The organism is Chryseobacterium sp. FG46 (genome assembly GCF_057809135.1).
The window spans coordinates 187,125-210,569 of record NZ_JBMDJJ010000004.1 but is presented as its reverse complement, the minus strand read 5'-3'; the positions used below and the strand labels follow the sequence as shown (position 1 = coordinate 210,569).

Genomic DNA, 23,445 nt, shown 5'->3' with positions numbered 1-23,445 from the left:
CAGCGACCCTCTGATTAACAGTCAGATGCTCTAACCAACTGAGCTAAGGAGGAATGTCCTTTGTTTTAAGTGGTGCAAATATAGGACGAATATTTATACCCTACAAATATTTTTAAGAAAAATTTAAAAAAAATTATAATTTCCCTGTAAATACCTTGAAGATGTCGCTTCCGAAGATCAGTAACATCAATCCTAACAGGAAGATAACTCCAATCATCTGTGCATTTTCCAACACTTTCTGTGGAACTGGTTTTCCTACAATCATTTCATATAAAGTAAATAAAACGTGTCCACCATCAAGTCCCGGAATCGGAATAAGGTTCAGGAATGCCAACCATACAGAGAACATTGCTGTAAAGCTCCAGAAAGCAACCCAGTTGATTTTAAAGCTTCCGTCAGCATCTTTATCTACAGGCATATTCTTTACAATGGCAATAGGACCTCCAACGTTCTTATACCCCTGAACTTTAGAGTTGAACATAATCTTGAATTGCTTAACCTGGGTGGTTAATGCTTCAATAGTTCTTGTAAATCCTCTTGGAATAGCTTCCCCGAAAGAATATTTTTTATTGGTTACAATATCTTTCGCAATGCTTTTTGTATCAATTGCGATCCCTAGTTTTCCGTTTTTATCAACAGAAACTGCCGGTAATGTCTGTAAAGCTCCGTTTCTTTCAACATCTACAGAAACTGTTTTTCCTTTATTTTCGCTTAAAAGAGTACTTACTTCATCAAAGAATGCTGCTTTTTTACCATTGATTCCTACAATTTTATCTCCTTTCGCAAGACCTGAAGCCTGAGAAGAAGGAGTTGCTAATGAATCAATAACCATAGAAACTCTTGGAGTGATGTATAGTTTTGCTTCCCTCTGCTTAAGAACATCTGCAACACCGTCTGCATTCACCGGGAAAGTAACTTCCTGCCCGTTTCTGTTTACGGTAACATGATCTCCTAAAAGAATATTGATAGAAGTGTTTTCAAGTCTTTCCGCTGGTTTTCCGTCTACACTGATGATTTTGTCACCATTCTGGAATCCCATTTTCTTTCCTGCAGAAGTAGCTTCAATACCGTTGTTAAATTTTGTGATATCCGTATAAGTTTCTCCGTTGAAAAAAGATAAACAGCTGTAGATGAGCCACGCCAGGAAAAAGTTAACCGTAACTCCTCCCAACATAATGATAAGTCTCTGCCAGGCAGGTTTGGATCTGAATTCCCATGGTTCTGCCGGTTTTTTCATCTGGGCAGTATCCATACTTTCGTCTACCATTCCTGCAATCTTCACATATCCTCCGAAAGGAAGCCATCCGATACCATATTTGGTTTGTTCAGGATGTTTTCTCCAGTCGTTGTCCGGAAGTTTTGATATATCGATAGGAACTTCTTCCTTCTTTCCGTTCACCTCTATTACTTCAGAATCCGGCAGGTTCTTGGATAGAAATTTATACTGCCATTTTCCGTTGATTTTCTTCATAGAGAATATGGAGAAGTAAGGATCAAAAAACAGGAAAAATTTCTCTGCTCTGGTCTTGAACCATATTGCTGGTAAAAAATGCCCAAGCTCATGAAGAAGCACAAGTATAGAGATGCTCAGAATGAACTGAAAAAGTTTGATTGCTATTTCCATTAATAAATTTTAGATTTTAATTTGCAAAGGTAACAATTATCAAAACTATGCCAAATAAAAAAGCTCCCCGAAACGAGAAGCTTTGTCATATTTAAAGACGATTTGATTATAAATTGAAAGAAACACCAAGGCTGCCATTATTACCTACCTCTGCAAATACTCCTATTTTCTCCGTAAAGAAATAACGGGCTCCTATGTGAGCTCCTACTCCAAAGTCTTTCCCAAGCACTCCAAGGTCTACTCCTGGATAAATGTCCCATTTAGCGGGCAAATTTAAAGCATCCTGTAAGTGAAAATTCAGTCTTCCGAAAACAAAAACACGATTATCCTTATCGTTATTTTTGTAATTATCAAAGTAACCGTTAATTCCGGCCCCTACTGAAATAAGTTGATTAAGTCCATAGTCATAAGTTCCCGTTATTCCGGTTCCGTATCCCCACGCACTCAGCCCCAGTTGTATTTTCTGATCCCCTTTTCCTGTCCAAGCCTGAGCATTAGCCATGGCACCAAAAAAGAAGATCGTCACCATAAAAAACAATTTCTTCATAAATTTCTAATTTTAAGGATAATTATAAAAAATATCTCTATCAAAAATGAAACCGAAAGAATATCTGTATTATAAAAATGGGAGACTTTAATAAATTATTAAGAAATATGGCTCTTTTTTCGGGGAAGAAACTAGCCTTTGAGCTATTTAATTCTCCTTTTGTAAAGATAAAAGCTGTATTTTTATACATCATATTTGGAATAATTTAAAAAAGAAAAAAAGATGAAAGTTGTAGGGCTAAATTTAGATATCATCTGGAAAAATAAAGCTGAGAATTTTAAACTCATAGAAAACGAACTGCAAAATGTAGAGGCAGATCTGTTTCTTCTCCCTGAAATGTTTTCAACAGGTTTCTGTATGGATGCTTCCGAAGTATCGGACAGGAATAATGAATCACTGGAGTTTTTGAAAAAGATCTCAAAAGAGAAAAATGCAGCATTCTGCGGAAGTAGTCCGGTAGAACAAAACGGAAACTTCTACAACAGAATGTTCTTTATAAGGCCGGATGGTGAAACAGCTTTCTACGATAAAAGGCACTTGTTTTCTTTTTCAGGAGAAGATAAAGTATATACACCCGGGAAGGATAGGGTGATAGTTGAATATCAAGGGATAAGATTCCTGCTTCAGGTCTGCTATGATCTGCGTTTTCCTGTTTTTGCAAGAAATAATGATGACTATGATGCTGTTTTATATGTTGCCAACTGGCCTGAGAAGAGAGTGGGAGCATGGGAACATCTGTTGAAAGCAAGAGCTATTGAAAATTTATCTTTTGTATTTGGTTTAAACAGAATCGGGACAGATGGAAATAACCTTTTTTATCAGGAAAGTTCTCACTGTTTCTTTGCTGACGGAAAAGAAATTTCTCAAAAGCAAGGTAATCTCGTAACCGCAGAATTGAATATGGAGGAACTGAAAGATTTCAGAAACCATTTCCAGTTTCTGAATGATAGAGATTCTTTTTCTATTAAATTTTAGATTTTTCCCACAGATTTCGCAGATCTTCACAGATTTTTAATTTCTATATAAAGAAAATAAGTATAAACATCTGTGAAAATCCGTGCGATCTGTGGGCATAATAAAAACAAAAAAACTGTGGAAAACCACAGTTTTAAGTATATTGTTGTAAAAGTTGTGTAAGGGTATTCACATCATGAACACCACTTTCCTTCCATAGCATTTCTCCTTTTTTGAAAATTGCCAGTGTAGGTACTCCACGCACTCCATATTGAGCTGCCAGTGCGGGATATTGATCTACATCTACCTTTATAATCCTGGCTCCTTCGCCTATATTTTCCTTTACCGTATTTAATACCGAAGACTGTACTTTACAAGGCTGGCACCATGTTGCGAAAAAATCTATCAGAACAGGTCTTTCGGAATCAATGATTTCCTGAAATTTTTGTGACATAATTTGGGGTTTATTAGTTTGCTTTTTTGTTTGTTTCGTCCTGGATTGCCTTTACATTTTTCCAGGTTGTACCATCATAAGCTTCCACACCATTTTTCTTCAGAATTTCCATCGCCTGATCTGCCTGAATTCCTTTATTGCAAAACACAACAACTTTTTTACCTTTTAGAGTCTCTATCTTGTTTTGAATCTCTGCCAATGGAATGTTAATGGCATTTTTCGCTGTTCCTGCTGCGTACTGCTCCGGAATCCTGACATCTATCAACATTACATCATAACTGTTGACAACTTCTTTAATGCTGGTTGTAGGGATTGCTGTCGCAGGTGATGTCTTACAGCTGCTTAGCATAAAAGCTAATGCTAAAAGTAATCCGGAAAACTGAATTTTCATGATCTTACAAGGTCTTAGATTGACATACGAAATCTGTAGTTGGGAGCTTTTCCGTTTTTTTGATTCCGTTAAAACCACCTTCTATTTCAGTGAAGTTTCTGATTCCGTATGAGTTAAGTATGCTTGCTGCAATCATGCTTCTGTATCCGCCGGCACAGTGAAGGAAGAAATGATCAGAATCATCAATGGTACGTGCCCAGTCACTGATAGTATCCAATGGCTTGTTATAAGCATTGTCAATATGCTCTGCAGAATATTCAGTCAATTTTCTTACATCAATTATGGTAGCTTCTTCTGTAAATTGCTCCGCAAATTCAGCCGGAGTTATTCTTTTGATCTCATCCGTCTCCTTTCCTGCGTTTTTCCATGCTGTAAAACTTCCCCTCAGGTATCCAATCACATTGTCAAAGCCTACTCTGCTTAGCCGGGTGATAACTTCCTCTTCGGTGCCCTCGTCAGTAACTAATAATAAAGGGTGCTTTACATCTACGATAAGAGTTCCTACCCATGGTGCGAAATCTCCTTTCAGTCCTATATTGATAGAGTTGGGAACAAATCCTTTGTGGAAGTCCGCTGGTCCTCTTGTATCTAAAATTAATGCCCCTGATTCTTCTGCCAGTGCTTCAAAGTCTTCCGGTGCAATGGGCTGTAAGCCTTTGTTCATTACAACATCAAGGCTTTCATAGCCGCCTTTGTTTAACGCGACATTCATTCCGAAATATTTTGGTGGAGCTGTTAAACCATCAAGAACTTCTCTGATGAAAGATTCTTTATCCGGTTGATTAAGAGCGTAATTGGTCTTCTTCTGGTTTCCCAGAATATCAACGGTCTCCTTCTGCATGTTTTTTCCACACGCAGATCCAGCTCCGTGAGCCGGATAAACAGTAATGCTGTCATCCAATGGCATGATTTTACTCTGAAGACTGTCATACAGAATCCCCGCAAGATCTTCCTGGGTAAGGTTAGTTGCCTTCTGTGCAAGATCCGGTCTTCCCACATCTCCAAGAAACAGTGTATCACCTGTAAAAATAGCAGTTTCAACACCATTTTCGTCTATTAAAAGGTAAGTGCTGCTTTCCATGGTGTGTCCCGGAGTGTGCATTACCTTTATCTTCACTTTCCCGATCTCAAAAATCTGATTGTCTTCAGCAATGATGGCATCAAATTCCGGAGCAGCAGTAGGTCCGTATACAATGGGAGCACCTGTCTTCTTGCTTAAATCCAAATGTCCTGATACGAAATCAGCATGGAAGTGAGTTTCAAAAATATATTTTAAAGTGACATTGTCTTTTTCGATACGATCCAGGTAAGGTTTTACTTCTCTTAAAGGATCAATAATTATTGCTTCATTCTCTGATACAATATAATAGGCACCCTGAGCCAGACAGCCCGTATATATTTGTTCAATTTTCATTGGAGTCTTTTTTTAATGAGTTAAAGATACGAAGTATTAGATAAATTCTAAATGAAATGTTAAATCCCATTGATAGTTTCTTTCAATACTTTGTTAAACGCGCGTTTAGTATGTTTTGTTGTTTTTCAGCAAAAAGAATGCCTTACATACAGATAATGGCAAATGCTGTTTTATATCATGTTAAGTTCTTATGATCTTCCTCATATTAAAAAACAGTAATCGTGGTTTAAAATTTGATTGTCTAAGGACAAATTTATTATCAAAAGGAATAGACAGAAGTTCTTCAGAAAATATCTTTACATATTTTACAAAAAATTTTATATTTATAAGTTAAAAAAGCGATCAAATGGCAGACAAAACACAATTTGTTGAAGAACTCAACGCTAGATACACTCCGAAAGGAGAACATATAATATTAGGAAAAGGAATGTTGGATGGTGAAGTGGTCACAGAAGTAAATGTAACCATTCCACTGAAAACAATTAACCGCCACGGTCTTATCGCCGGAGCTACCGGAACCGGTAAGACAAAAACATTACAGGTCTTTGCAGAACAGCTTTCTCATGCAGGAATTCCATCTCTGGTTCTGGATATTAAAGGAGACTTCTCCGGAATTGCAGAAGCAGGGCAAATGAATCCTATCATTGAGGAAAGATATGCCAAAACCCAGCTTCCTTATAATCCTCAAGGCTTTCCTGTAGAATTAATGAGCATTTCCGGAGGAAAAGGAGTGAAATTAAGAGCTACCGTTACAGAATTCGGACCAGTTTTATTAAGCAAAATCCTTGAATTGAATGATACGCAGCAAAGCATCATGTCTATTGTCTTCAAATACTGTGATGATAAAGGACTTCCCTTGATCGACCTTAACGATCTGAAAAAAGTGCTGCAATATGTAACGGATAATGCACAGGGAAAAGCAGAGCTGGCAGCCAATTACGGATCCATTGCATCAGCATCTCTCGGTGCTATTTTAAGATCTATTGTTGCTTTGGAACAGCAGGGAGCGGCAGGGTTTTTCGGAGAATTAAGCTTTGATGTTCATGATTTATTAGAAACAAGGGATGGAAAAGGAGTAGTGAATATTCTTAGAGTAGCAGATATTCAGAATAAGCCACAGCTTTTTTCGACGTTTATGCTTTCACTTTTTGCTGAAATTTATATGACGTTTCCGGAAGAAGGAGACAGTGGGAAACCAAAGCTAGTCCTTTTTATAGACGAGGCTCATCTGATTTTCAATGAAGCTTCCAAAGCCCTTCTTTCACAGATCGAAACAATGGTAAAATTAATCCGTTCCAAAGGAGTAGGAATTTATTTTATTACTCAGATTCCTGGGGATGTTCCTGAAAATGTACTTTCTCAGTTAGGACTGAAGATACAGCATGCGCTGAGAGGCTTTACGGCAAAAGATAAAAAAGAAATTACCAAAGCGGTTGAAAATTATCCTACCACAGAATATTACGATGCTTCCAGCCTGATCCAGAATCTGGGAATTGGAGAAGCATTTGTGACGGCTTTGGATGAGAAAGGCATACCAACACCATTAGTACATACTTACCTGATCTCTCCGGAATCGAGAATGGATGTTCTGAGTGAAACGGAAATCTCTGATCTGACTTCAAAATCAGCACTTGTAGCAAAATATGAGCAGGCGTTAGATAGAGAATCTGCTTACGAAATGCTTACCAACAGAATGGAACAGGCTGCGCAAAACCCGGCACCTACACAAAAGACAAAGCCGGTGAAGGAAGAACCTGGAATGTTTGAGCAGGTATTACAGAGTAAAGCAGGCCGTACTTTTACCTCCACATTAATGAGAGAAGGAGCAAAAGCTCTTCTCGGCATGTTCGGTCTGGGAGGCAGAAGAAGATAATTTTGAAAGTTAACTTGCTGTATTTTGACATATTTTTTGTTATTTTAGCAGGTTATCTTTACATAACAGTAAAAATAGAACCGGATTTTATTGGGGAATAAGATCGGTTTTACATATAAATGACAAAACAGCAGTTAACACACATTCAATGTATTCAATTATAGATATAGAAAGTAATGGTGCAGGTTATAGAAATGAATGCATTATAGATATCGCCATCTACAGATATGACGGTCAGAAAATTACAGACCAGTTTATATCTCTGGTAAACCCTGAAGGTGATATTACCCCTTTTGTACAAAAGCTGACCAGTATTACCCCAAAAATGGTCAAAACTGCTCCGAAATTTCATGAAATTGCCAAAAGAGTGATCGAAATTACTCAAAATACAACCCTGGTAGGCCATAATATTGATTTTGATTACAGGATGCTTCGCCAGTCATTCAAAAGGCTTGGTTATGATTTTAAAATCAATACTTTAGATACAATTCCGTTAGCAAAAAAACTGATTCCTGATGAAGTAAGTTATTCCTTGGGAAAACTGGTAAAATCATTGGGTATTCCATTGACCAACCATCACAGGGCGGAAGGCGATGCAAGAGCTACATTAGAACTTTTCAAACTTCTGATCTCAAAAGATATTGAAAATGAGATTATTCAGAAGCAGCATGATGAGTCTAATGCCAAAACGTATATCAACAAGATCAAAGAACTTACCCAGGATCTTCCTAATGACAAAGGTTTTGTGTATTTTCAGGATGAAGCAGGACGTATTATGTTTTCTGATTATGTTCAGGATATCAACAAATTTTCCAAAAAGGTTTTCAATTCCAAATCAAAAAAATGGGAACAGATCCAGAAAGAAGTTGAACAGATTAATTTTGAGCTTACCGGAACAGACATTATTGCCAAGCTGATTTTGAATTCCAAGAATATTAAAAAGAAAGAGGTTCTGCCTTTTGGGCTGTATTTCAGAAATAAAAAATATCTGGTTGAGAAAAATACACTTAATAAAACTGAGAAGCCGGTCTTGAAATTCAGATCATTTACTCAGGGAACAAAAGCTGTTCAGTTCATAGGTTCTCAGGAAGAATTTAAAGATTTTTCTGTATTGAAACAGAAAATTGAATTCAGAAAAAGGAATGAGCTTTGGTTGGGACCAGGAAGGAAATTAGGAGAAAAGTTATTTTTAATCATAGAAAACGGGAAAGTGATTTCCTTTGGTTTCTATGAACTGTTTACGCAGATTCAGACGCTGAGTAAACTGGCTAAGTTGAAAATTGATCTTTCACTATCTTCCACAGATTTGAATAACGAATTGCAGCTGGCACTGCTTCGTGGGGATTTTGAAACATTGCCACTACCGAAGTAATAGAGTGTCTACACTTTACAGATTGTATTCTGAATAGGATGCATTCAAATCAAGTTTCTTGAAATAGAAAATAAATAGTATTTTTGCAAAAAATAAATAGAAGCAATGCAAAATTTTAAACAAAATAAAACTGGAAAAAAGGGAGCTGTAAAGTTCTCTAAGGTTTGGAATATTTAAAAGAGTTGTCTTGCATAAAAAATAATCAATGTGGCAGGCTCTTTTTTATAAGAATCTGCCTTTTTTTATGTTAAAATGAAATTATGAATTCAAAAGAATTATTAAAGATTGCCAATGAGTTTGGCACACCAGTGTATGTTTATGATGCTGAATCCATCAAAATTCAATACGAAAAACTGACTTCTTCATTTTTAAAACACACTAAGTTCTTCTACGCTGCGAAGGCTTTAACGAATATCAATATTCTTAAGTATGTAAAGAATCTGGGTGCCTCTTTGGATTGTGTATCTATTAACGAAGTTAAGCTGGGCTTAAAGGCAGGTTTTTCGAAAGAAAAGATATTATTTACACCCAACTGTGTTGACCTTGCCGAAATAGAAGAAGCAATGACTTTCGGAGTTCATATTAACATTGATAACATTTCTATTCTTGAGCAATTCGGGAATAAATACGGAAACACTTATCCGATTTTAGTAAGAATCAATCCGCATATTTTTGCAGGAGGTAACTATAAGATTTCAACAGGGCATATCGATAGTAAATTCGGGATTTCCATTCACCAGGTTCGTCACATTGAAAGAGTGATGAAAAGTACCAACCTTAATGTTGAAGGGCTTCACATGCATACAGGAAGTGAAATTAAAGATCCGGATGTATTCCTTCAGGCTTTGGAGATCATGCTGGAGCTTTCTGAACATTTCCCGAATCTGAAATATCTGGATATGGGAAGCGGATTCAAAATCCCTTACCAGGATAGTGAAGAAGAAACTGATGTGAAAACATTAGGAAAAAAAGTTGAAAAAGTAATTTCTGAATTTTCAAAATCTACAGGAAAAAAATTCGAATTATGGTTTGAGCCTGGAAAATTCCTAGTGGGAAAAAGCGGATATTTACTAGTGAAAGCCAATGTGATCAAGCAGACGACAGCAACTGTTTTTGTTGGTGTGAATTCCGGATTTAATCACCTGATCCGTCCTATGTTCTACGATTCTTACCATATGATTGAAAACCTGTCCAATCCAAAAGGAGCAGAAAGGATTTATACGGTAGTAGGAAACATCTGCGAAACAGATACATTTGCATGGGACAGAAAACTGAATGAAGTAAGAGAAGGAGATATTCTTGCCTTCCATAACGCGGGAGCTTACGGTTTCGAGATGAGTTCCAACTTCAATTCAAGATTAAAGCCTGCTGAAGTATTATTCTTAGACGGAAAAGCTCATTTGATCCGTAAAAGAGACGAGTTTGAAGATTTATTGAGAAACCAGATTGAAATAGTGATGTAAAATCCGAAGCATATTTTATAAACAGCTGCCTTTTTGGGCGGCTGTTTTTTTTGTTTTACTGGTGGGCTAAACCTCACGGGTTTTCAAAACCCGTGAGGTTTCAATAGAAAAAGAACTCAAAATTAATTTACAAGTATTTAACATTGAATTAGGGATGAAGTCTCAACTTTATTAGCTAAATTTGATAGAAGTAGGGATTTACATTCATTACAATTCTCATTTTTCATAAAAAACAACACCAAAACAGACTAATTATGGCTAAAAACATAGCAGAGCAAATTGTTGAAATGCTCGAAAATGCCCATGTGAAAAGAATTTATGCAGTAACCGGCGACAGTCTTAATCATCTGAATATTGCCGTCAAAAAAAGCAGTATCCAATGGATTCATGTAAGACACGAAGAAGTAGGGGCTTATGCCGCAGCGGCAGAGGCTGAGCTTGATGGTTTGGCAGTTTGTGCCGGAAGCTGCGGCCCCGGACACGTTCATTTGATCAATGGAGTATATGAAGCTCATCGCTCTCATGTTCCTATGCTGGTGATTGCTTCCACCATTCCCAGTGATGAAATGGGCATGGATTACTTTCAGGAAACCAATACGATAAAGCTGTTTGATGACTGCAGCTATTATAATCAAATGATTACAAGACCTGAACAGGTACAGAGAACCGTGCAAACTGCTATTCAGCATGCTATATCCAAAAAAGGAGTTGCGGTAATAGGTCTCCCGGGAGATGTTTCTGAGCTGGATGCCGAAGAAGGCTCTACTTCCACCCAAATCTTTAAAACCAATCCTGTGATAAGACCATCGGATGATGAGCTGAAAAGCTTGTCGGAACTGGTGAATAAAAGCAAAAAAGTAACCCTATACTGTGGGATAGGTGCTGCTGAAGCCCGTGATGAGGTGATTGCTTTGTCAAAGCTGTTAAAGGCACCTGTAGGATATTCATTCCGTGGGAAAATGGCTATTCAGCCCAATAATCCCAATGAGGTAGGACTTACAGGATTACTGGGATTTCCTTCTGCCTATCACGCCATGCATGAAGCCGATCTTGTCATTCTTTTAGGGACAGATTTTCCTTATCAGAAATTCATGCCTGTAAAGAATAAAATAGTACAGATTGATGAAAGTCCTGAAAGATTAGGAAGAAGGGCAAAACTGGAGCTGGGGCTTTCCGGAGACGTCAAAGAAACCATTAAAGCGCTGCTTCCTTTACTAGAAGAAAAAACGGATGCTCATTTTCTGAATGAACAGCTGGCGTTTTATGATAAAGTAAAAGAAAACCAGCTGGAATATGTAAAGGATTTTGGAAAAGAGAACGCTATTCAGCCTGAATATGTAGCCCACACTTTGGATAAGCTTGCTGAAAATGACGCTATCTTTACCGTAGATACAGGAATGTGCTGCGTTTGGGGAGCCCGTTTTATTACAGGAACGGGTGAAAGAAAGATGCTGGGATCATTTAATCATGGCTCAATGGCTAATGCAATGCCAATGGCGATAGGGGCAGCCTTGGCTCATCCTGAAAAACAGGTAATTGCTCTATGTGGAGACGGAGGATTATCTATGCTGTTAGGAGATATGGCTACTATCTTTCAGTATAAACTTCCTGTGAAACTGATTGTATTCAACAACAGAACCCTTGGAATGGTAAAGCTGGAAATGGAAGTTGGCGGAATGCCAGACAATGAAACAGATATGATTAATCCTGATTTTGCCATGGTAGCACATGCAATGGGCTATCCCGGGAAAAATGTTCACCTTCCCGAAAAAGTGGAAAATGCTATCAAAGAATGTCTGGATCACGATGGACCTTATCTGCTGAATATTTTTACCAATCCCAATGCACTGGCTCTTCCTCCTAAGATTGAATTTGATCAGATCATGGGAATGTCCAAATCTATGGCTCAATTGATGCTTGGTGGTAAAATGGATGAGGTTTTTGAAACGGTAAAAAGCAATTATAAACATATTAAAGGTCTGCTGTAAGATGTAAAGAGCAATGATTTCAAAATTGGTCTCTCATTCACAATATATAAACTTTAAAACTTCATACTTTGTGTGAAGTTTTTCTTTTTTATAAAGAAGCTAAATATTTACCTTTGCTTATTATATAGGAAACAAAATTATGAGAACAATACTTTTATTTTTGGCTTTGTGTGTGGTGAATTTTTCCTTTGCACAGGATCAGGAAGAACGTGATGATTCTTTTATCAGGGAGAGCAATAAAAATGTTCTGAAAATAGATATCAAAGAACCTTTTATGCAGGTGGCTGTAAAATGTAATGATTTTAAACCCGCAGCCTATGAAGGAGGTGTTGCAGCCTATAAAGATATACTGAATAAATATATGTATGCCTATCTGAATTCTGATTTCTATGCTTTGACGGGAGATTTTACATTTACCTTAGTGCTTGATGAAAAAGGAAAAGTAGTTGATGTGAAAGGAATGCCTAAGGTGACCAACAGCGAAGTTTTCTTTGACGATATGCAGTACGTCGTAAGAAGGATAAAGAGAAACTGGATTCCGGCTTCGTGTAACGGGAAGCCAGTAGCTTCGCAGATTAAAGTTAAAATGAACTTCTCTTCAATGTCTGCAGATATCGATTAGGATTTATTAGTTTTCTTTTTCAAAATTAAAGTAAAGGGAGGTTCAATGAGAGAATTCCAACACTTTTTCAATTTATGATTTTGTTAAAATAATAGCGCTGACATTCTGTCACAATATTTTGTATCTTTGCAAACTTATTCGTTCGTAATTTTAAATTACGAACCTTAAATCGATTATCGTGCAGGAAAAATATATAGACGAAACAAAACAGGGCGAAGCTTTTGCTATTGCAGAAAGACCGGAGAACTCTAAAAAACTGTTTTTAGAAAGCTATGGTTGTCAGATGAACTTCTCTGACTCTGAAATTGTTGCATCCATTCTCAATGAACAGGGCTATAATACAACGATGAAAGTTGAAGAAGCTGACCTGATTCTTTTAAATACATGTTCCATCCGTGAAAAAGCAGAACAGACGGTAAGAATGCGTCTTTCTCAATTCAAAAATCTGAAAAAAGAAAAACCGAATATGACGGTAGGCGTTCTGGGATGTATGGCGGAAAGGTTGAAAACCAAATTCTTAGAAGAAGAACAATTGGTAGACCTTGTTGTAGGTCCGGATGCCTATAGAGACTTGCCGAATCTTTTAAAAGAAACTGATGACGGAAGAGATGCTATCAACGTAATTCTTTCCAAGGAAGAGACTTATGCAGATATCAATCCTGTTCGTTTAGGAGGAAACGGTGTTACCGCATTTGTTACCATTACCAGAGGTTGTGATAATATGTGTACATTCTGTGTAGTTCCTTTTACCAGAGGAAGAGAAAGAAGCCGTGATCCACACTCTATTATTGAAGAATGTAAAGATCTTGCCAATAACGGATATAAAGAAATTACCCTTTTAGGACAAAACGTAGACTCTTACCTTTGGTATGGAGGAGGTCCAAAGAAAGATTTTGCCAAAGCTTCTGAAATGCAGAAAGCAACAGCTGTAAACTTTGCTCAATTGCTTGATCTGGTGGCTAAAGCCGTACCGGAACTGAGAATCAGATTCTCTACTTCTAACCCTCAGGATATGAGCCTGGATGTATTCAGAATGATGGCAAAACATGACAACATCTGTAAATATGTACACCTTCCTGTACAAAGCGGAAGCAATAATATGCTTGAAGCAATGAACAGACAGCATACCCGTGAAGAATATCTTGATCTGATCAGAAAAGCGAAGGAAATTGTTCCGGAAGTAGCATTCTCTCAGGATATGATTGTTGGATTCTGTAATGAAACAGAAGAAGATCACCAGGATACCTTAAGCCTGATGAGAGAAGTAGAATATGACTACGGTTATATGTTTGCCTACTCGGAAAGACCGGGAACTCCGGCTCACAAGAAAATGGAAGACAATATTCCGGCTGATGTGAAGCAGAGACGTCTTGCTGAGGTTATTGCCCTTCAGGGAGAGCTTTCAAAACAAAGAATGAAATCTTACGTAGGAAGAGAACACCAGATTCTGATTGAAGGAATTTCCAAGAAGAACAAAAACCAGTGGAAAGGAAGAAACTCTCAGAATGCCGTATGTGTATTCGATCAACTGGAAGGACAGAAAATAGGTGACATTGTGAACGTTTTTGTATATGACAATACGCAAGGCACACTTTTAGGGAGAACAGTGAAGTAAAAAAAATCGGATGAAAAATCTTTTGTTTCTTTTATTTCTATTGCCTCTCTTGAGTAACTGCCAAACAGAAAAAGCATCTGTTTCAAAGTATCCAGCTCAGGTGGGCGATATCCTTTTTGACAAAAGAACTGATGATCCGAATTTTAAAAGATGTATTCCTGAAAATAAATATGCTTATCAATATTATAATGATTCTAAAGGATTTCAGTATAAGGATGAAAAGCTTGCGATTATTGAAAAACTTGCTAAAACTGATCTGACAGCAGATGGAAAATTCAATGGATATATAGTTGTAAGATTTTTAGTAAATTGTGAAGGAAAGACGGATTTGTTTAGAGTAAAACAAATTGATTCTGAATATCATGAAGTAAATCAGGACAATCAGTTGAAAGATAAACTTCTTAGTTTTACAAAGTCTTTGGACGCATGGATTCCTAAAGAAATAGAAGGAAAAAAAATAGATTATTATCAATATATTAACTATAAAATAGTAGATGGAAAAGTTTCAGAAATACTACCTTAGTGTTTTATTGGTAATACTTTACAGCAGCCATCTTTCTGCTCAGGTCAATTGTACTGCTGTAGAAGGGGAAAACTGTAAAAAAGCCTGTGAAATATTTAATTATTGGGGAGAATTTCAGGGATTCAGAGAATCTCAGGAAAAATTAGAACAAGCAATTGAGCTTTGTCCTACCTTTTCAAATGCGTATATGGAAAAGGCTGTTCCGTATTTGAAAAGAGGAGATTTCGAAACTTGGAAACAACTTATCGACAAAGCTGTAGAACTAGAGCCCCAAAAACATTTAGGGTACAGAGGTTGGTGCAAATATCAGTTTCTTCGGGATTATAAAGGAGCAATTGCAGACATCGAAGCGTTGGAAAAAATCTATCCTACAGGATATTTAGGATATTCGGCTAACGGTGATTATGAACTTCACATTGCAAAAGCAATTTGCTATTCTGCCTTGGGGCAGAAGGAAAAAGCCATAAGAATTATTGAGCAGCAAATTTCTGCAAAAGACCACAACATTGGATTTTTTGATTATTATCAGCTTGGAGTTACTTATTTTGAGCTAGGAAAATACGACAAAGCACTAGAAAATTTCGAAAAGCAAAGCAGGCAAAACGATTTTGCTGAAAATATATATTATAAAAGTAAAGTTTCAAAAATCAGGAATAAAGATTATTTAGATTTAAAAAAGTTAGCTTTAAAAAGCTATGACGAGGGTAAAACCATGAAAGATGGCTATACTCATCATTTCAATAAAGTTTACAGAGCTCAGATTGAAGAGCTGTAAAAAGTTAAATTTAAAAATCTAAAAAATGAACGAGCTACAAAACATAAAAAACCGTTTCGGAATTATCGGAAACTTTCCTGCACTCAACCGTGCCCTGGAAAAATCTATCCAGGTTGCACCCACAGATATCTCTGTACTTGTAATTGGAGAAAGTGGGGTGGGAAAAGAATTTATTCCTAAAATCATTCATTCAGAATCCAGAAGAAAACATCAGCCTTATATCGTAGTAAACTGCGGAGCAATTCCGGAAGGAACCATAGACTCTGAATTATTCGGGCACGAAAAAGGAGCCTTTACAGGGGCAACAGCTACGAGAAAAGGGTATTTTGAAGTGGCAGACGGCGGAACCATCTTTTTGGATGAGGTAGGAGAACTTCCTCTGCAGACTCAGGTACGTCTTTTAAGAGTTTTGGAAAGTGGTGAATTTATGAAAGTAGGTTCTTCACAGGTGCAGAAAACCAATGTGAGAATTGTGGCAGCTACCAACGTTAATATGATGAAAGCCATCCATGACGGAAGATTCCGTGAGGATTTATTTTACCGTTTGAATACTGTTCAGATTGATATGCCGCCTTTGAGAGAAAGAAAAGGAGATATCCATTTGTTATTCAGGAAGTTTGCTATAGATTTCGCTGAAAAGTACAGAATGCCGGAACTGGAACTGGAGCAGAGTGCTGTTCATTACATAGAAAGTTATTCTTTCCCCGGAAACGTCCGCCAGCTAAGAAATTTAGTAGAGCAGATGACCGTTGTGGAAAGAAACAGAAATATTACTGCTGAGAAACTTGCCGAGTATATTCCGATGGAAACCCATCTTCCAATGGTAGTAAATACTCAAAGCACACCTAAACAGAGTGATTTCGGAAGCGAAAGGGAAATCATGTATAAAATTCTGTTTGACATGAGGAATGATATTAATGATTTAAAATCCTTAACTTCGGAACTTATCAAGAACAGAGGAACAGCAGACCTGAGCAACCATGAGAAAAATCTGATCAACAGAATTTATACTTCTGATAGTCAGCCGCAGGTGAATTCCGGATCAATGTTATATTTTGAAAATAATAATGATACGCCGGCCGTTCAGACTCCTACGATTATTTCGAACCCTGATGACAGCTATGAAGATATTGAAGATATCGAAATTGAAGAAAACAGACCGGAATCCCTTTCTCTTCAGAATAATGAAAAAGATTTGATTATCAAAGCTTTGGAAAAGCATAAGGGACGTAGAAACAGAGCTGCAGACGAGCTGGGAATCTCACAAAGAACTTTATACAGAAAAATAAAACAATATAACCTGGAAGATTAACACAACATAAATAATGAAAGTCAATTTAAAACCTAAACCGGTCAATTTTAAGCTCGGAGAATATATTAACAAAGGGGTCGAACTTTTAAAGAAAGATTTCGGGAATATTTTTGTAGCATTTTTAGTGTGCTTTATCATGTCCATTATTCCGTTCTGCGGCTTATTGGCGATGGGCAATTTATACAAATATCTTCAAAGGCTGAACAGAAACCAGCCGGCAAGTCCCGGAGACATCTTTGATTTTAAAGACTTCATGCCTTATTTCATGTTGCAGTTAATTGTTTTCGGTGGTGTTTTACTGCTTTACATTCCTTTATTTGCTGTGCTGGGAATATCGGGTGCAATTTCCGGTAGTGATGAACCCAATCCAATGGTAATGCTTTTTGTATTTCCTTATATGTTTTTATTAATTGCGGCTATCTATTACTTTGTATTGAAGGGCTTTTATATCATACCACTAATCAGTCTCAAAGGAATAAGGGAAGTAAAAGAAGCCTGGACTATTTCAAAAATAATGAGCAAAGGAAACCTATTGTCAATTTTTCTTTTCTCATTGGTAGTGGGTATTTTGTCCCAGATTGGTATTATTGCTTGCGGGATAGGAATTTTTCTTACCTTACCATTCTTATACACAGCAAATTATTGTGCTTATGAAGATGCTATTCAACAAATTGAATATGATGAAATTATTGAAATCGGATCTAAAAATGAATTTTAAAATTAACAGTATCAGCCTGAAACAGTCATTGTTAACAGTGATGCTTTTTGCATTGCTGGGAATTTTAAACTCATGTTACAGCTTTACAGGATCGTCTCTTACAGATGAAAAGACAGTTCAGATCAATGAATTTCCCAATAATGCACCGCTTGTAAACCCTGCATTATCACAACAGTTTTCTACAGCAATACAAAACAGATTCCTTCAGAGAACCACTTTGAAAGGAACAAAAGAAAATCCTGATATTCTCATAGAGGGAGAAATTACTGACTATTCCATTACGCCTACCACAATTAGCTCCAATACCCAGACAAATCCTTCGGGTGGGGTGATTCAGCAGGCACAGAATAAACTTACGATTACAGTAAAGGTACATTATGAAAATAAAATTCATCCGGATGCAAGTTTTGACAGAACATATTCTGATGAAGCGGCTTTCAACAGTGATGTATCCCTAAGTCAGATCGAAGACCAGCAGGTAAAACTGGTAACAGATAGAATTATTAATAAGATATTTAACGACATTGTAGCGAACTGGTAAGATGAATCCAAGAGTTTTAGAATTAATAAAAAATCCGAAAAATATTCAGTTAGAAGACCTCGGTCTTTTGAAAGAAGAGATTCACACTTTTCCTTATATTCAGAATATCAGGGCACTTCACCTTTATGGGGTGCATCTGTACGAAAAAGAAAACTATCAGAAAGAGCTTTCTATCACGGCAGCGTATACTACTGATAAAAAGATTTTGTATCAACTGATCAATGGAAAGATCAGACAGGAGGTTAAATCTGAGATTGCTGAAGAGAAAAGACTTTCTAAAACAATTGAAAAACCTGCTCAAATGATACCAAAGACCCAATCCTTCCCTATCAGGAGAGAAGAGGAAATGTCTTTGGAAAAACCATCAGAGGAGGAGACAAATATTTGTGTGTTACCTACAGCACAAGAAGTTAAGCAAATCTATGTAAATGGTGAACGAAACAGAATTTTATTTGAAGGAGAAGAAAACTTCCTGGATGAAGAAAATGCTGAAATAATAGATCTTGAATCTACTCTGGAATCGGGAACATTGGTAACGCAAAAGGCAGAAGCTGTAATGGAAGAGCCGGCTCAGCAGGAAGCAGTATCAATACAGATTGAAACTGAGGAGAATGCCGGAGAAGGCTTTACCCCGGAAACCATCATCCACGAAGAGCAGATTTCTTCAGAAAAAGAGGAAGAGAAGATTGAAGAAGAGGAAAATACCAGCTTTCATGAGGTTGACCTATTACAACCTGCGGAAAGCATTGAAGCAGAAATAGTAGAAGAACCTATACATACAGAAGCAACGAATCATGAAACTATGCCTGTTTCAGAAGAAGAGCATGCTGTTGAAGAAGTATCAGATGCGGAAGTAAGTTTCCATGGAACAGAATCATTTATGCCGGACGTTAAAATCCAGGCCAATAATGAAGAAATAGCGGAGACCGCTGAAATTTCCCAACCGAATGTAAATAAGCACGAGGAGGAAATGAGACGTCTGATTGAGGAAGTTGAAAAGAAAATGAAGGAAGCCAAGCCTGTTGTTCAGGAAGAAAAGACAGAGCCTGAAGCTTCTGAAGATCATGAGATTAGCTTCGCTGATACCCAAAGCTTCCATTTCTGGTCAACAAGTGAGGATAAGCCTGAAGAAATAAAAGAAGAGTCTGTAAAGGAAAATGTTGTTGAAGATCAACCGCCTGTAACTGAGGAAACTGAACCCGAGACTGCAGAAGAAAAAATACAGGAAATACCGGAAGTGCAGACTGCATGGAAGCCAATGAGCGTGGAATCCAATTTGCCGGATTCACTCATCAGTAAAGCAGAAAAAGCATCTACCCCCGAAATTAAAACTCAGGAAACAGAAGATGCAGCTGTTGCAGAACCGGAAGTGGCTATTGAAGAACCAAAATCAACGGAAACAAATGAAATTGTTGCAGGAGCTGCCCAGGAAGAAATTAAGCCGGTAGAGAAAGAAATTTCTGAAGCTGAAGAAGATCATTCTGCCCCGGCTGAATCAGCTCAGGAAGAAAAAACGGAAACAGAAAAGCCAAAAGAAGATGTTCCCGTGATGAATGTTTCTTTCTTTGGAACCGATATTTCTACCCTTAAGGTTGAAGAAAAGAAACAGGAACCTGTAGAAAAAGTACAGGAGGTTACTATGAAAAATACTACTCAATCATCAATAGACAGTAATGTTCCGGGCTTTATCAATACATGGCAGAGCTGGCTTAAGATTGGCAGAGCAGAAGAAATCGTAAAGGAAAAAACCGAAATCAAAGAAAAGGCTATTGAAACCTTTATTGAGAACAATCCCAGAATCAGTCAGTTAAAAGAAGAAAGCACCTATGTTGTAAAAGAAAAGAATGACGATATCTCGCATCTGATGACAGAGACATTGGCCAATCTTTATTTTGAACAGAAACTCTATACAAAGGCAATAAAAGCATTTGAAATATTGATCAGAAAAAGTCCTGAAAAGAAAGAATATTTTGAATCCAAAATACAGGATATCAAGGATTTCAGAAGTAAAAATTAAAGAAAAAGGTACTGGTGAAAACAGTACCTTTTTTATTTTATAATCTCTGAGAAGTATCTTTACTATTTCTTAATTTTTTCCAGGCCTTTCGTCCCAATACGATTACAACAATTAACGTGATGATGGCAAATATTGCGGCCATTACCGGGGCAGCCATTGCAAGAATAGACATGATACCTGCACCTGCTGTCTCCGTTGTTCCCACCATGGAATTTCCCAAACCTCCGGTAGTCGCAGTAGAAGCGGCCCTTATTCCTGCAAATCCGGAGCTGATAGTAGCTGCTGTACCTCCACCGGCAATTAATGCCAGTGCCCATTGTGGAAACGTGCCAAGTTCAGCAAACTGACTGGCAAATAATATTGAGCCAGCCACTGTTGCCATAGGAATAGAAACGGTATCCAGCAAATGATCAACAAAAGGGATATAATAAGCCAGGATCTCAATAATAGTGGCTATTCCTGTTGTAATAAGCGTAGGAAGGCCTGCAAGCCATTCAAAATGCTCATTCATAGGAATCCAATCAAAATAAGAAGCAAGGCTTACAACAAACATGGGAAGAAATACCCGGAAGCCTGTAGCTGCCGCCAATCCAATACCTATAAATGCACTGATTATATAAGAAAAATAGGGAACATTGTCTAACATATTAATTTTCAGATTTACTGTTTTCCCTAAAAATACAAAAACTATGCGAAGATTTATATGAAACTTCAGTTCATATAAAAATTACTTTCTCTGAGCTTCACAAAGCTTTATAAACTGAGCCTCCACATCCTTGAATTTCGGAGGCATTTCAGGAGAAACCCAAAACAGCATTGCCATAGTTTTTTCTCCAAAGGCTTGCCTGAAAAGATCTTTATTCAGACGATAACACTCTCTCAGTAACCTTTTGATACGATTCCTGTGCACAGCTCTTTTAAAGTATCTTTTAGAAACAGAAACTCCGAATCTTGCAGCTTCTACCGGAAGATTAGGTTTATCTTTCAGAACAATGATCCGCAGATTTCCGTTCGTTCTCCATTTGCCTTTTTCAAAAAGCAAACTGATCTCCGTATTTTTTTTGAGCTTTTCCACTCCTGGATATTTGAAGTTCTGCATTAATCTTTCGTCTTTTTTACTAAATGATTAATCACTTCAGCGGCTGCATACAATCCGAAAATTGCAGGAATAAAGCTGATGGTGCCATAGAATGATCTCTTATAATTGCTTCCATCCGTCATTTTCAGGCTTTCTTCCTTTTGAATTTCATTAGAGAAAACACATCGTATGCCTTTATTGATCTTTTCCTTTTTTAATCTTTTTCTCACCTGTCTGGCAAGAAAACAGTTGTGGGTTTTACTGATATCCCTTACCATCACCATGCTTGGGTCTACTTTTCCTCCTGCTCCCATAGAACTTACAATCTTGATTTTTCTTCTTCTGGCAGCTTTCATCAAACAGATTTTCGGGGTCACACTGTCTATACAGTCAAGGATGTAATTAAACTTTTCAGAATCAAGTACTTCATCCATTCTTTCAGGGTTCAGAAACTCATTAATCCTGGTTAAATTAAGTTGTGGATTGATATCAAGAAGCCTTTCAGCAACAACGTCTACCTTGTGCTTTCCAACAGTAGAATGCAAAGCAGGAAGCTGTCTGTTGATATTCGTAATATCTACCGTGTCACCATCCACAATGGTCATATTTCCTACGCCGGCTCTGGCAAGAAATTCTGCGGCAAAAGAACCTACTCCGCCTAAGCCTACCACAAGCACATTGGCTTTGATCAGTTTTTCCAATCCATCCTCTTTTATCAAAAGTTCAGTTCTTTCCAGCCAGTATTTATCCATTTTTTATTCCGTGTAAATTTTCTAAAATTTGTTCATTAAGTTGTTCCAAAGAAACTTTTTTTATTTCCGAAACTTTACTATACAATTCTTCGATATTAAAGTCTTCATTGTCAGTTTCTAAAAATATTTTGTCTAAAGGAGTGTTTTTCAAAATGTCCTGCAAAGATAAATTATACAAAACAGCTTTTCCAAAACTCAGATAAAAATTATTGGTAAGAAGATCTTCAGCAATTTTCTGTTTCTTGTTAAAACCATGAATGATCATGGGCTGTTCCGCTTTCTTTTTAAATGAAATAACCTCATAAAATTTTCTTACACAATGAATAATCATAGGTTTTTTTACTTCATTGGCTATGTTAATCTGCCTTAAAAAAACTTCTTCCTGAATTTTCTGATCAATAGAAACCAAAGAATCCAGACCACATTCACCAATGGCAAAACAGTTTTCAAACACCATGTTTCTCATCCATGAGAACTGCTGTTCGAGATTGTTAACATCAATATCCTGGGGATGAATTCCAATAGAATAAGGGGAATCAGGCGGAATTTGCTCAATGTTCAGATTGTAAATTCCGTTTCTGATATATTTTTTATGATGGTGAAAATCAAAAAATTCCATATTCAAAAGTAAGTATTTTTAAGATTTAATCTAAAATCATTAAACAATCGTTTATAAATGTGTTAAAAATTTCTTAACTTTACTCAAAGTGCACTTCATGAAAAAAAAATTTACAGAAAAACAGATTCACATACTGGATATTGCGGAAGAACTTATCGCAAAAAAAGGATACGAAGGAACCTCTGTGAGAGATATTTGCTCTAAAGCCAATATCAACGTTGCCATGATCTCTTATTACTTCGGTTCCAAGGAGAAGATGATGTCTTATCTCTATCAGTACAGGGTGCTGAAGACCAGAGAGAACTTTTCAGAATTTGCAGATACCATCAAAGAGGGTAAACCGGAAATGCAATTGCGGGAAATGATTAAATATATCGTTTCTCAGCTTTTCAAGTATAATTATTTCCATGGTTTTGTGACCCAGGAGCTCCGTCATACAGAGAACCTGAAAGATGAACTGCTGGATTTTTATCAGTTATTTGTAAAAAAACTTGATGAAGTCATTAAGAAAGGGGTCGCATCAGGTGTTTTTACTTTTACCCCCAAACCCGAAGACATTCTTACCATGATTATCGGATCCACTTTATTTGTGATCAGGAATAAAAACTTTTATGAGCTGTATGTTCCGAGTAAAAATGAGGAAACCTACACCAAAGAGGCGGAGAAAAAGGTGAGAATGAATCTTTTATTAAGTGTTTTTGCGATTTTGGGATACGCTGCAGACTAAAATTACGTTAAATATTCATAAAAAAAAATCTATTGGCAAAAAAGTTATATTTTTGCAAATTAGTAA

The 23,445-nt window shown here is 37.0% G+C and carries 23 protein-coding genes; 14 read left to right on the top strand and 9 right to left on the bottom strand.

Annotated features, from left to right (window positions below; genetic code table 11):
- Nucleotides 1–133: 133 nt before the first annotated feature.
- Together rseP and ACODR7_RS05240 are read right to left on the bottom strand one after the other, a co-directional pair.
- Nucleotides 134–1,624 (bottom strand): RIP metalloprotease RseP, encoded by a 1,491-nt coding sequence (rseP, locus tag ACODR7_RS05245; RefSeq protein ID WP_488837832.1) that lies wholly within the window; start codon nt 1,622–1,624, stop codon nt 134–136.
- Between the two features lie 106 nt (nt 1,625–1,730).
- Nucleotides 1,731–2,171: a DUF6646 family protein gene (locus ACODR7_RS05240; protein ID WP_076595321.1), complete on the bottom strand. Its 441-nt coding sequence runs from the start codon at nt 2,169–2,171 to the stop codon at nt 1,731–1,733.
- A gap of 222 nt (nt 2,172–2,393) precedes the next feature.
- Between ACODR7_RS05240 and ACODR7_RS05235 the strand changes: the two genes are divergently transcribed.
- On the top strand, nt 2,394–3,146 hold the full coding sequence (locus ACODR7_RS05235) for a nitrilase-related carbon-nitrogen hydrolase (RefSeq protein WP_488837830.1): 753 nt from the start codon (nt 2,394–2,396) through the stop codon (nt 3,144–3,146).
- Nucleotides 3,147–3,279: 133 nt separating this feature from the next.
- Here the strand turns inward: ACODR7_RS05235 and ACODR7_RS05230 are convergent, their stop codons facing one another.
- From ACODR7_RS05230 to ACODR7_RS05220, 3 genes are read right to left on the bottom strand one after another with little or no spacing between them, the layout of a single operon-like run.
- A complete protein-coding gene (locus ACODR7_RS05230; protein ID WP_411414543.1) occupies nt 3,280–3,579 on the bottom strand; it encodes a thioredoxin family protein in 300 nt (99 codons plus the stop codon).
- 13 nt (nt 3,580–3,592) lie between these two features.
- The gene (locus ACODR7_RS05225) at nt 3,593–3,970 is read right to left on the bottom strand and encodes a rhodanese-like domain-containing protein (RefSeq protein ID WP_488837827.1); all 378 of its coding nucleotides are present in this window, start codon (nt 3,968–3,970) and stop codon (nt 3,593–3,595) included.
- A gap of 4 nt (nt 3,971–3,974) precedes the next feature.
- Nucleotides 3,975–5,384, bottom strand: coding sequence for an MBL fold metallo-hydrolase (locus tag ACODR7_RS05220; RefSeq protein WP_488837826.1), 1,410 nt, complete (start codon nt 5,382–5,384; stop codon nt 3,975–3,977).
- Nucleotides 5,385–5,730: 346 nt separating this feature from the next.
- Between ACODR7_RS05220 and ACODR7_RS05215 the strand changes: the two genes are divergently transcribed.
- The 12 genes from ACODR7_RS05215 (at nt 5,731) to ACODR7_RS05160 (ending at nt 20,203) form a co-directional block, all read left to right on the top strand.
- Complete coding sequence (locus ACODR7_RS05215) at nt 5,731–7,257, top strand: helicase HerA-like domain-containing protein (protein WP_488837824.1); 1,527 nt, start codon at nt 5,731–5,733, stop codon at nt 7,255–7,257.
- 148 nt (nt 7,258–7,405) lie between these two features.
- Nucleotides 7,406–8,629 (top strand): 3'-5' exonuclease, encoded by a 1,224-nt coding sequence (locus ACODR7_RS05210; protein ID WP_488837822.1) that lies wholly within the window; start codon nt 7,406–7,408, stop codon nt 8,627–8,629.
- A 260-nt stretch (nt 8,630–8,889) separates the two neighbouring features.
- The gene (lysA, locus tag ACODR7_RS05205; RefSeq protein WP_170872057.1) at nt 8,890–10,092 is read left to right on the top strand and encodes a diaminopimelate decarboxylase; all 1,203 of its coding nucleotides are present in this window, start codon (nt 8,890–8,892) and stop codon (nt 10,090–10,092) included.
- 254 nt (nt 10,093–10,346) lie between these two features.
- Nucleotides 10,347–12,080 carry a thiamine pyrophosphate-dependent enzyme gene (locus tag ACODR7_RS05200; protein ID WP_488837819.1) on the top strand — a complete coding sequence of 578 codons (1,734 nt, stop codon included), beginning with the start codon at nt 10,347–10,349 and terminating at the stop codon, nt 12,078–12,080.
- A 139-nt stretch (nt 12,081–12,219) separates the two neighbouring features.
- Nucleotides 12,220–12,702: a hypothetical protein gene (locus ACODR7_RS05195; protein ID WP_488837818.1), complete on the top strand. Its 483-nt coding sequence runs from the start codon at nt 12,220–12,222 to the stop codon at nt 12,700–12,702.
- Nucleotides 12,703–12,880: 178 nt separating this feature from the next.
- Nucleotides 12,881–14,317: a tRNA (N6-isopentenyl adenosine(37)-C2)-methylthiotransferase MiaB gene (gene miaB, locus ACODR7_RS05190; RefSeq protein WP_276966890.1), complete on the top strand. Its 1,437-nt coding sequence runs from the start codon at nt 12,881–12,883 to the stop codon at nt 14,315–14,317.
- A 10-nt stretch (nt 14,318–14,327) separates the two neighbouring features.
- The gene (locus ACODR7_RS05185) at nt 14,328–14,840 is read left to right on the top strand and encodes a hypothetical protein (RefSeq protein ID WP_488837815.1); all 513 of its coding nucleotides are present in this window, start codon (nt 14,328–14,330) and stop codon (nt 14,838–14,840) included.
- Nucleotides 14,812–15,615, top strand: coding sequence for a tetratricopeptide repeat protein (locus ACODR7_RS05180; RefSeq protein ID WP_488837814.1), 804 nt, complete (start codon nt 14,812–14,814; stop codon nt 15,613–15,615). The genes ACODR7_RS05185 and ACODR7_RS05180 overlap by 29 nt, the downstream gene beginning before the upstream one ends.
- A 25-nt stretch (nt 15,616–15,640) precedes the next feature.
- Nucleotides 15,641–16,927, top strand: a complete 1,287-nt coding sequence (locus tag ACODR7_RS05175) for a sigma-54 interaction domain-containing protein (protein WP_488837812.1) — start codon at nt 15,641–15,643, stop codon at nt 16,925–16,927.
- A 13-nt stretch (nt 16,928–16,940) separates the two neighbouring features.
- Nucleotides 16,941–17,645: a hypothetical protein gene (locus ACODR7_RS05170; RefSeq protein ID WP_076595335.1), complete on the top strand. Its 705-nt coding sequence runs from the start codon at nt 16,941–16,943 to the stop codon at nt 17,643–17,645.
- A complete protein-coding gene (locus ACODR7_RS05165) occupies nt 17,635–18,186 on the top strand; it encodes an LptE family protein (RefSeq protein WP_488837810.1) in 552 nt (183 codons plus the stop codon). The genes ACODR7_RS05170 and ACODR7_RS05165 overlap by 11 nt, the downstream gene beginning before the upstream one ends.
- A 1-nt stretch (nt 18,187) precedes the next feature.
- Complete coding sequence (locus ACODR7_RS05160) at nt 18,188–20,203, top strand: DUF8458 domain-containing protein (RefSeq protein ID WP_488837809.1); 2,016 nt, start codon at nt 18,188–18,190, stop codon at nt 20,201–20,203.
- 37 nt (nt 20,204–20,240) lie between these two features.
- On the opposite strand, the gene ACODR7_RS05155 is transcribed toward ACODR7_RS05160, so the two are convergent.
- From ACODR7_RS05155 to ACODR7_RS05140, 4 genes are all read right to left on the bottom strand, one after another.
- A complete protein-coding gene (locus ACODR7_RS05155; RefSeq protein ID WP_488837808.1) occupies nt 20,241–20,849 on the bottom strand; it encodes a DUF4126 domain-containing protein in 609 nt (202 codons plus the stop codon).
- A gap of 81 nt (nt 20,850–20,930) precedes the next feature.
- Entirely contained in the window at nt 20,931–21,302 is a 372-nt protein-coding gene (rnpA, locus tag ACODR7_RS05150) for a ribonuclease P protein component (RefSeq protein ID WP_488837806.1), read from the bottom strand.
- The gene (locus ACODR7_RS05145) at nt 21,302–22,033 is read right to left on the bottom strand and encodes a tRNA threonylcarbamoyladenosine dehydratase (protein ID WP_488837805.1); all 732 of its coding nucleotides are present in this window, start codon (nt 22,031–22,033) and stop codon (nt 21,302–21,304) included. Before ACODR7_RS05145 ends, rnpA begins: the two co-directional genes overlap by 1 nt.
- Entirely contained in the window at nt 22,026–22,652 is a 627-nt protein-coding gene (locus tag ACODR7_RS05140) for a TatD family hydrolase (protein WP_488837803.1), read from the bottom strand. The genes ACODR7_RS05145 and ACODR7_RS05140 overlap by 8 nt, the downstream gene beginning before the upstream one ends.
- Nucleotides 22,653–22,749: 97 nt before the next feature.
- On the opposite strand from ACODR7_RS05140, the gene ACODR7_RS05135 reads away from it, so the two are divergent.
- Entirely contained in the window at nt 22,750–23,379 is a 630-nt protein-coding gene (locus ACODR7_RS05135) for a TetR/AcrR family transcriptional regulator (RefSeq protein ID WP_110368414.1), read from the top strand.
- The last annotated feature ends 66 nt before the right edge of the window (nt 23,380–23,445 follow it).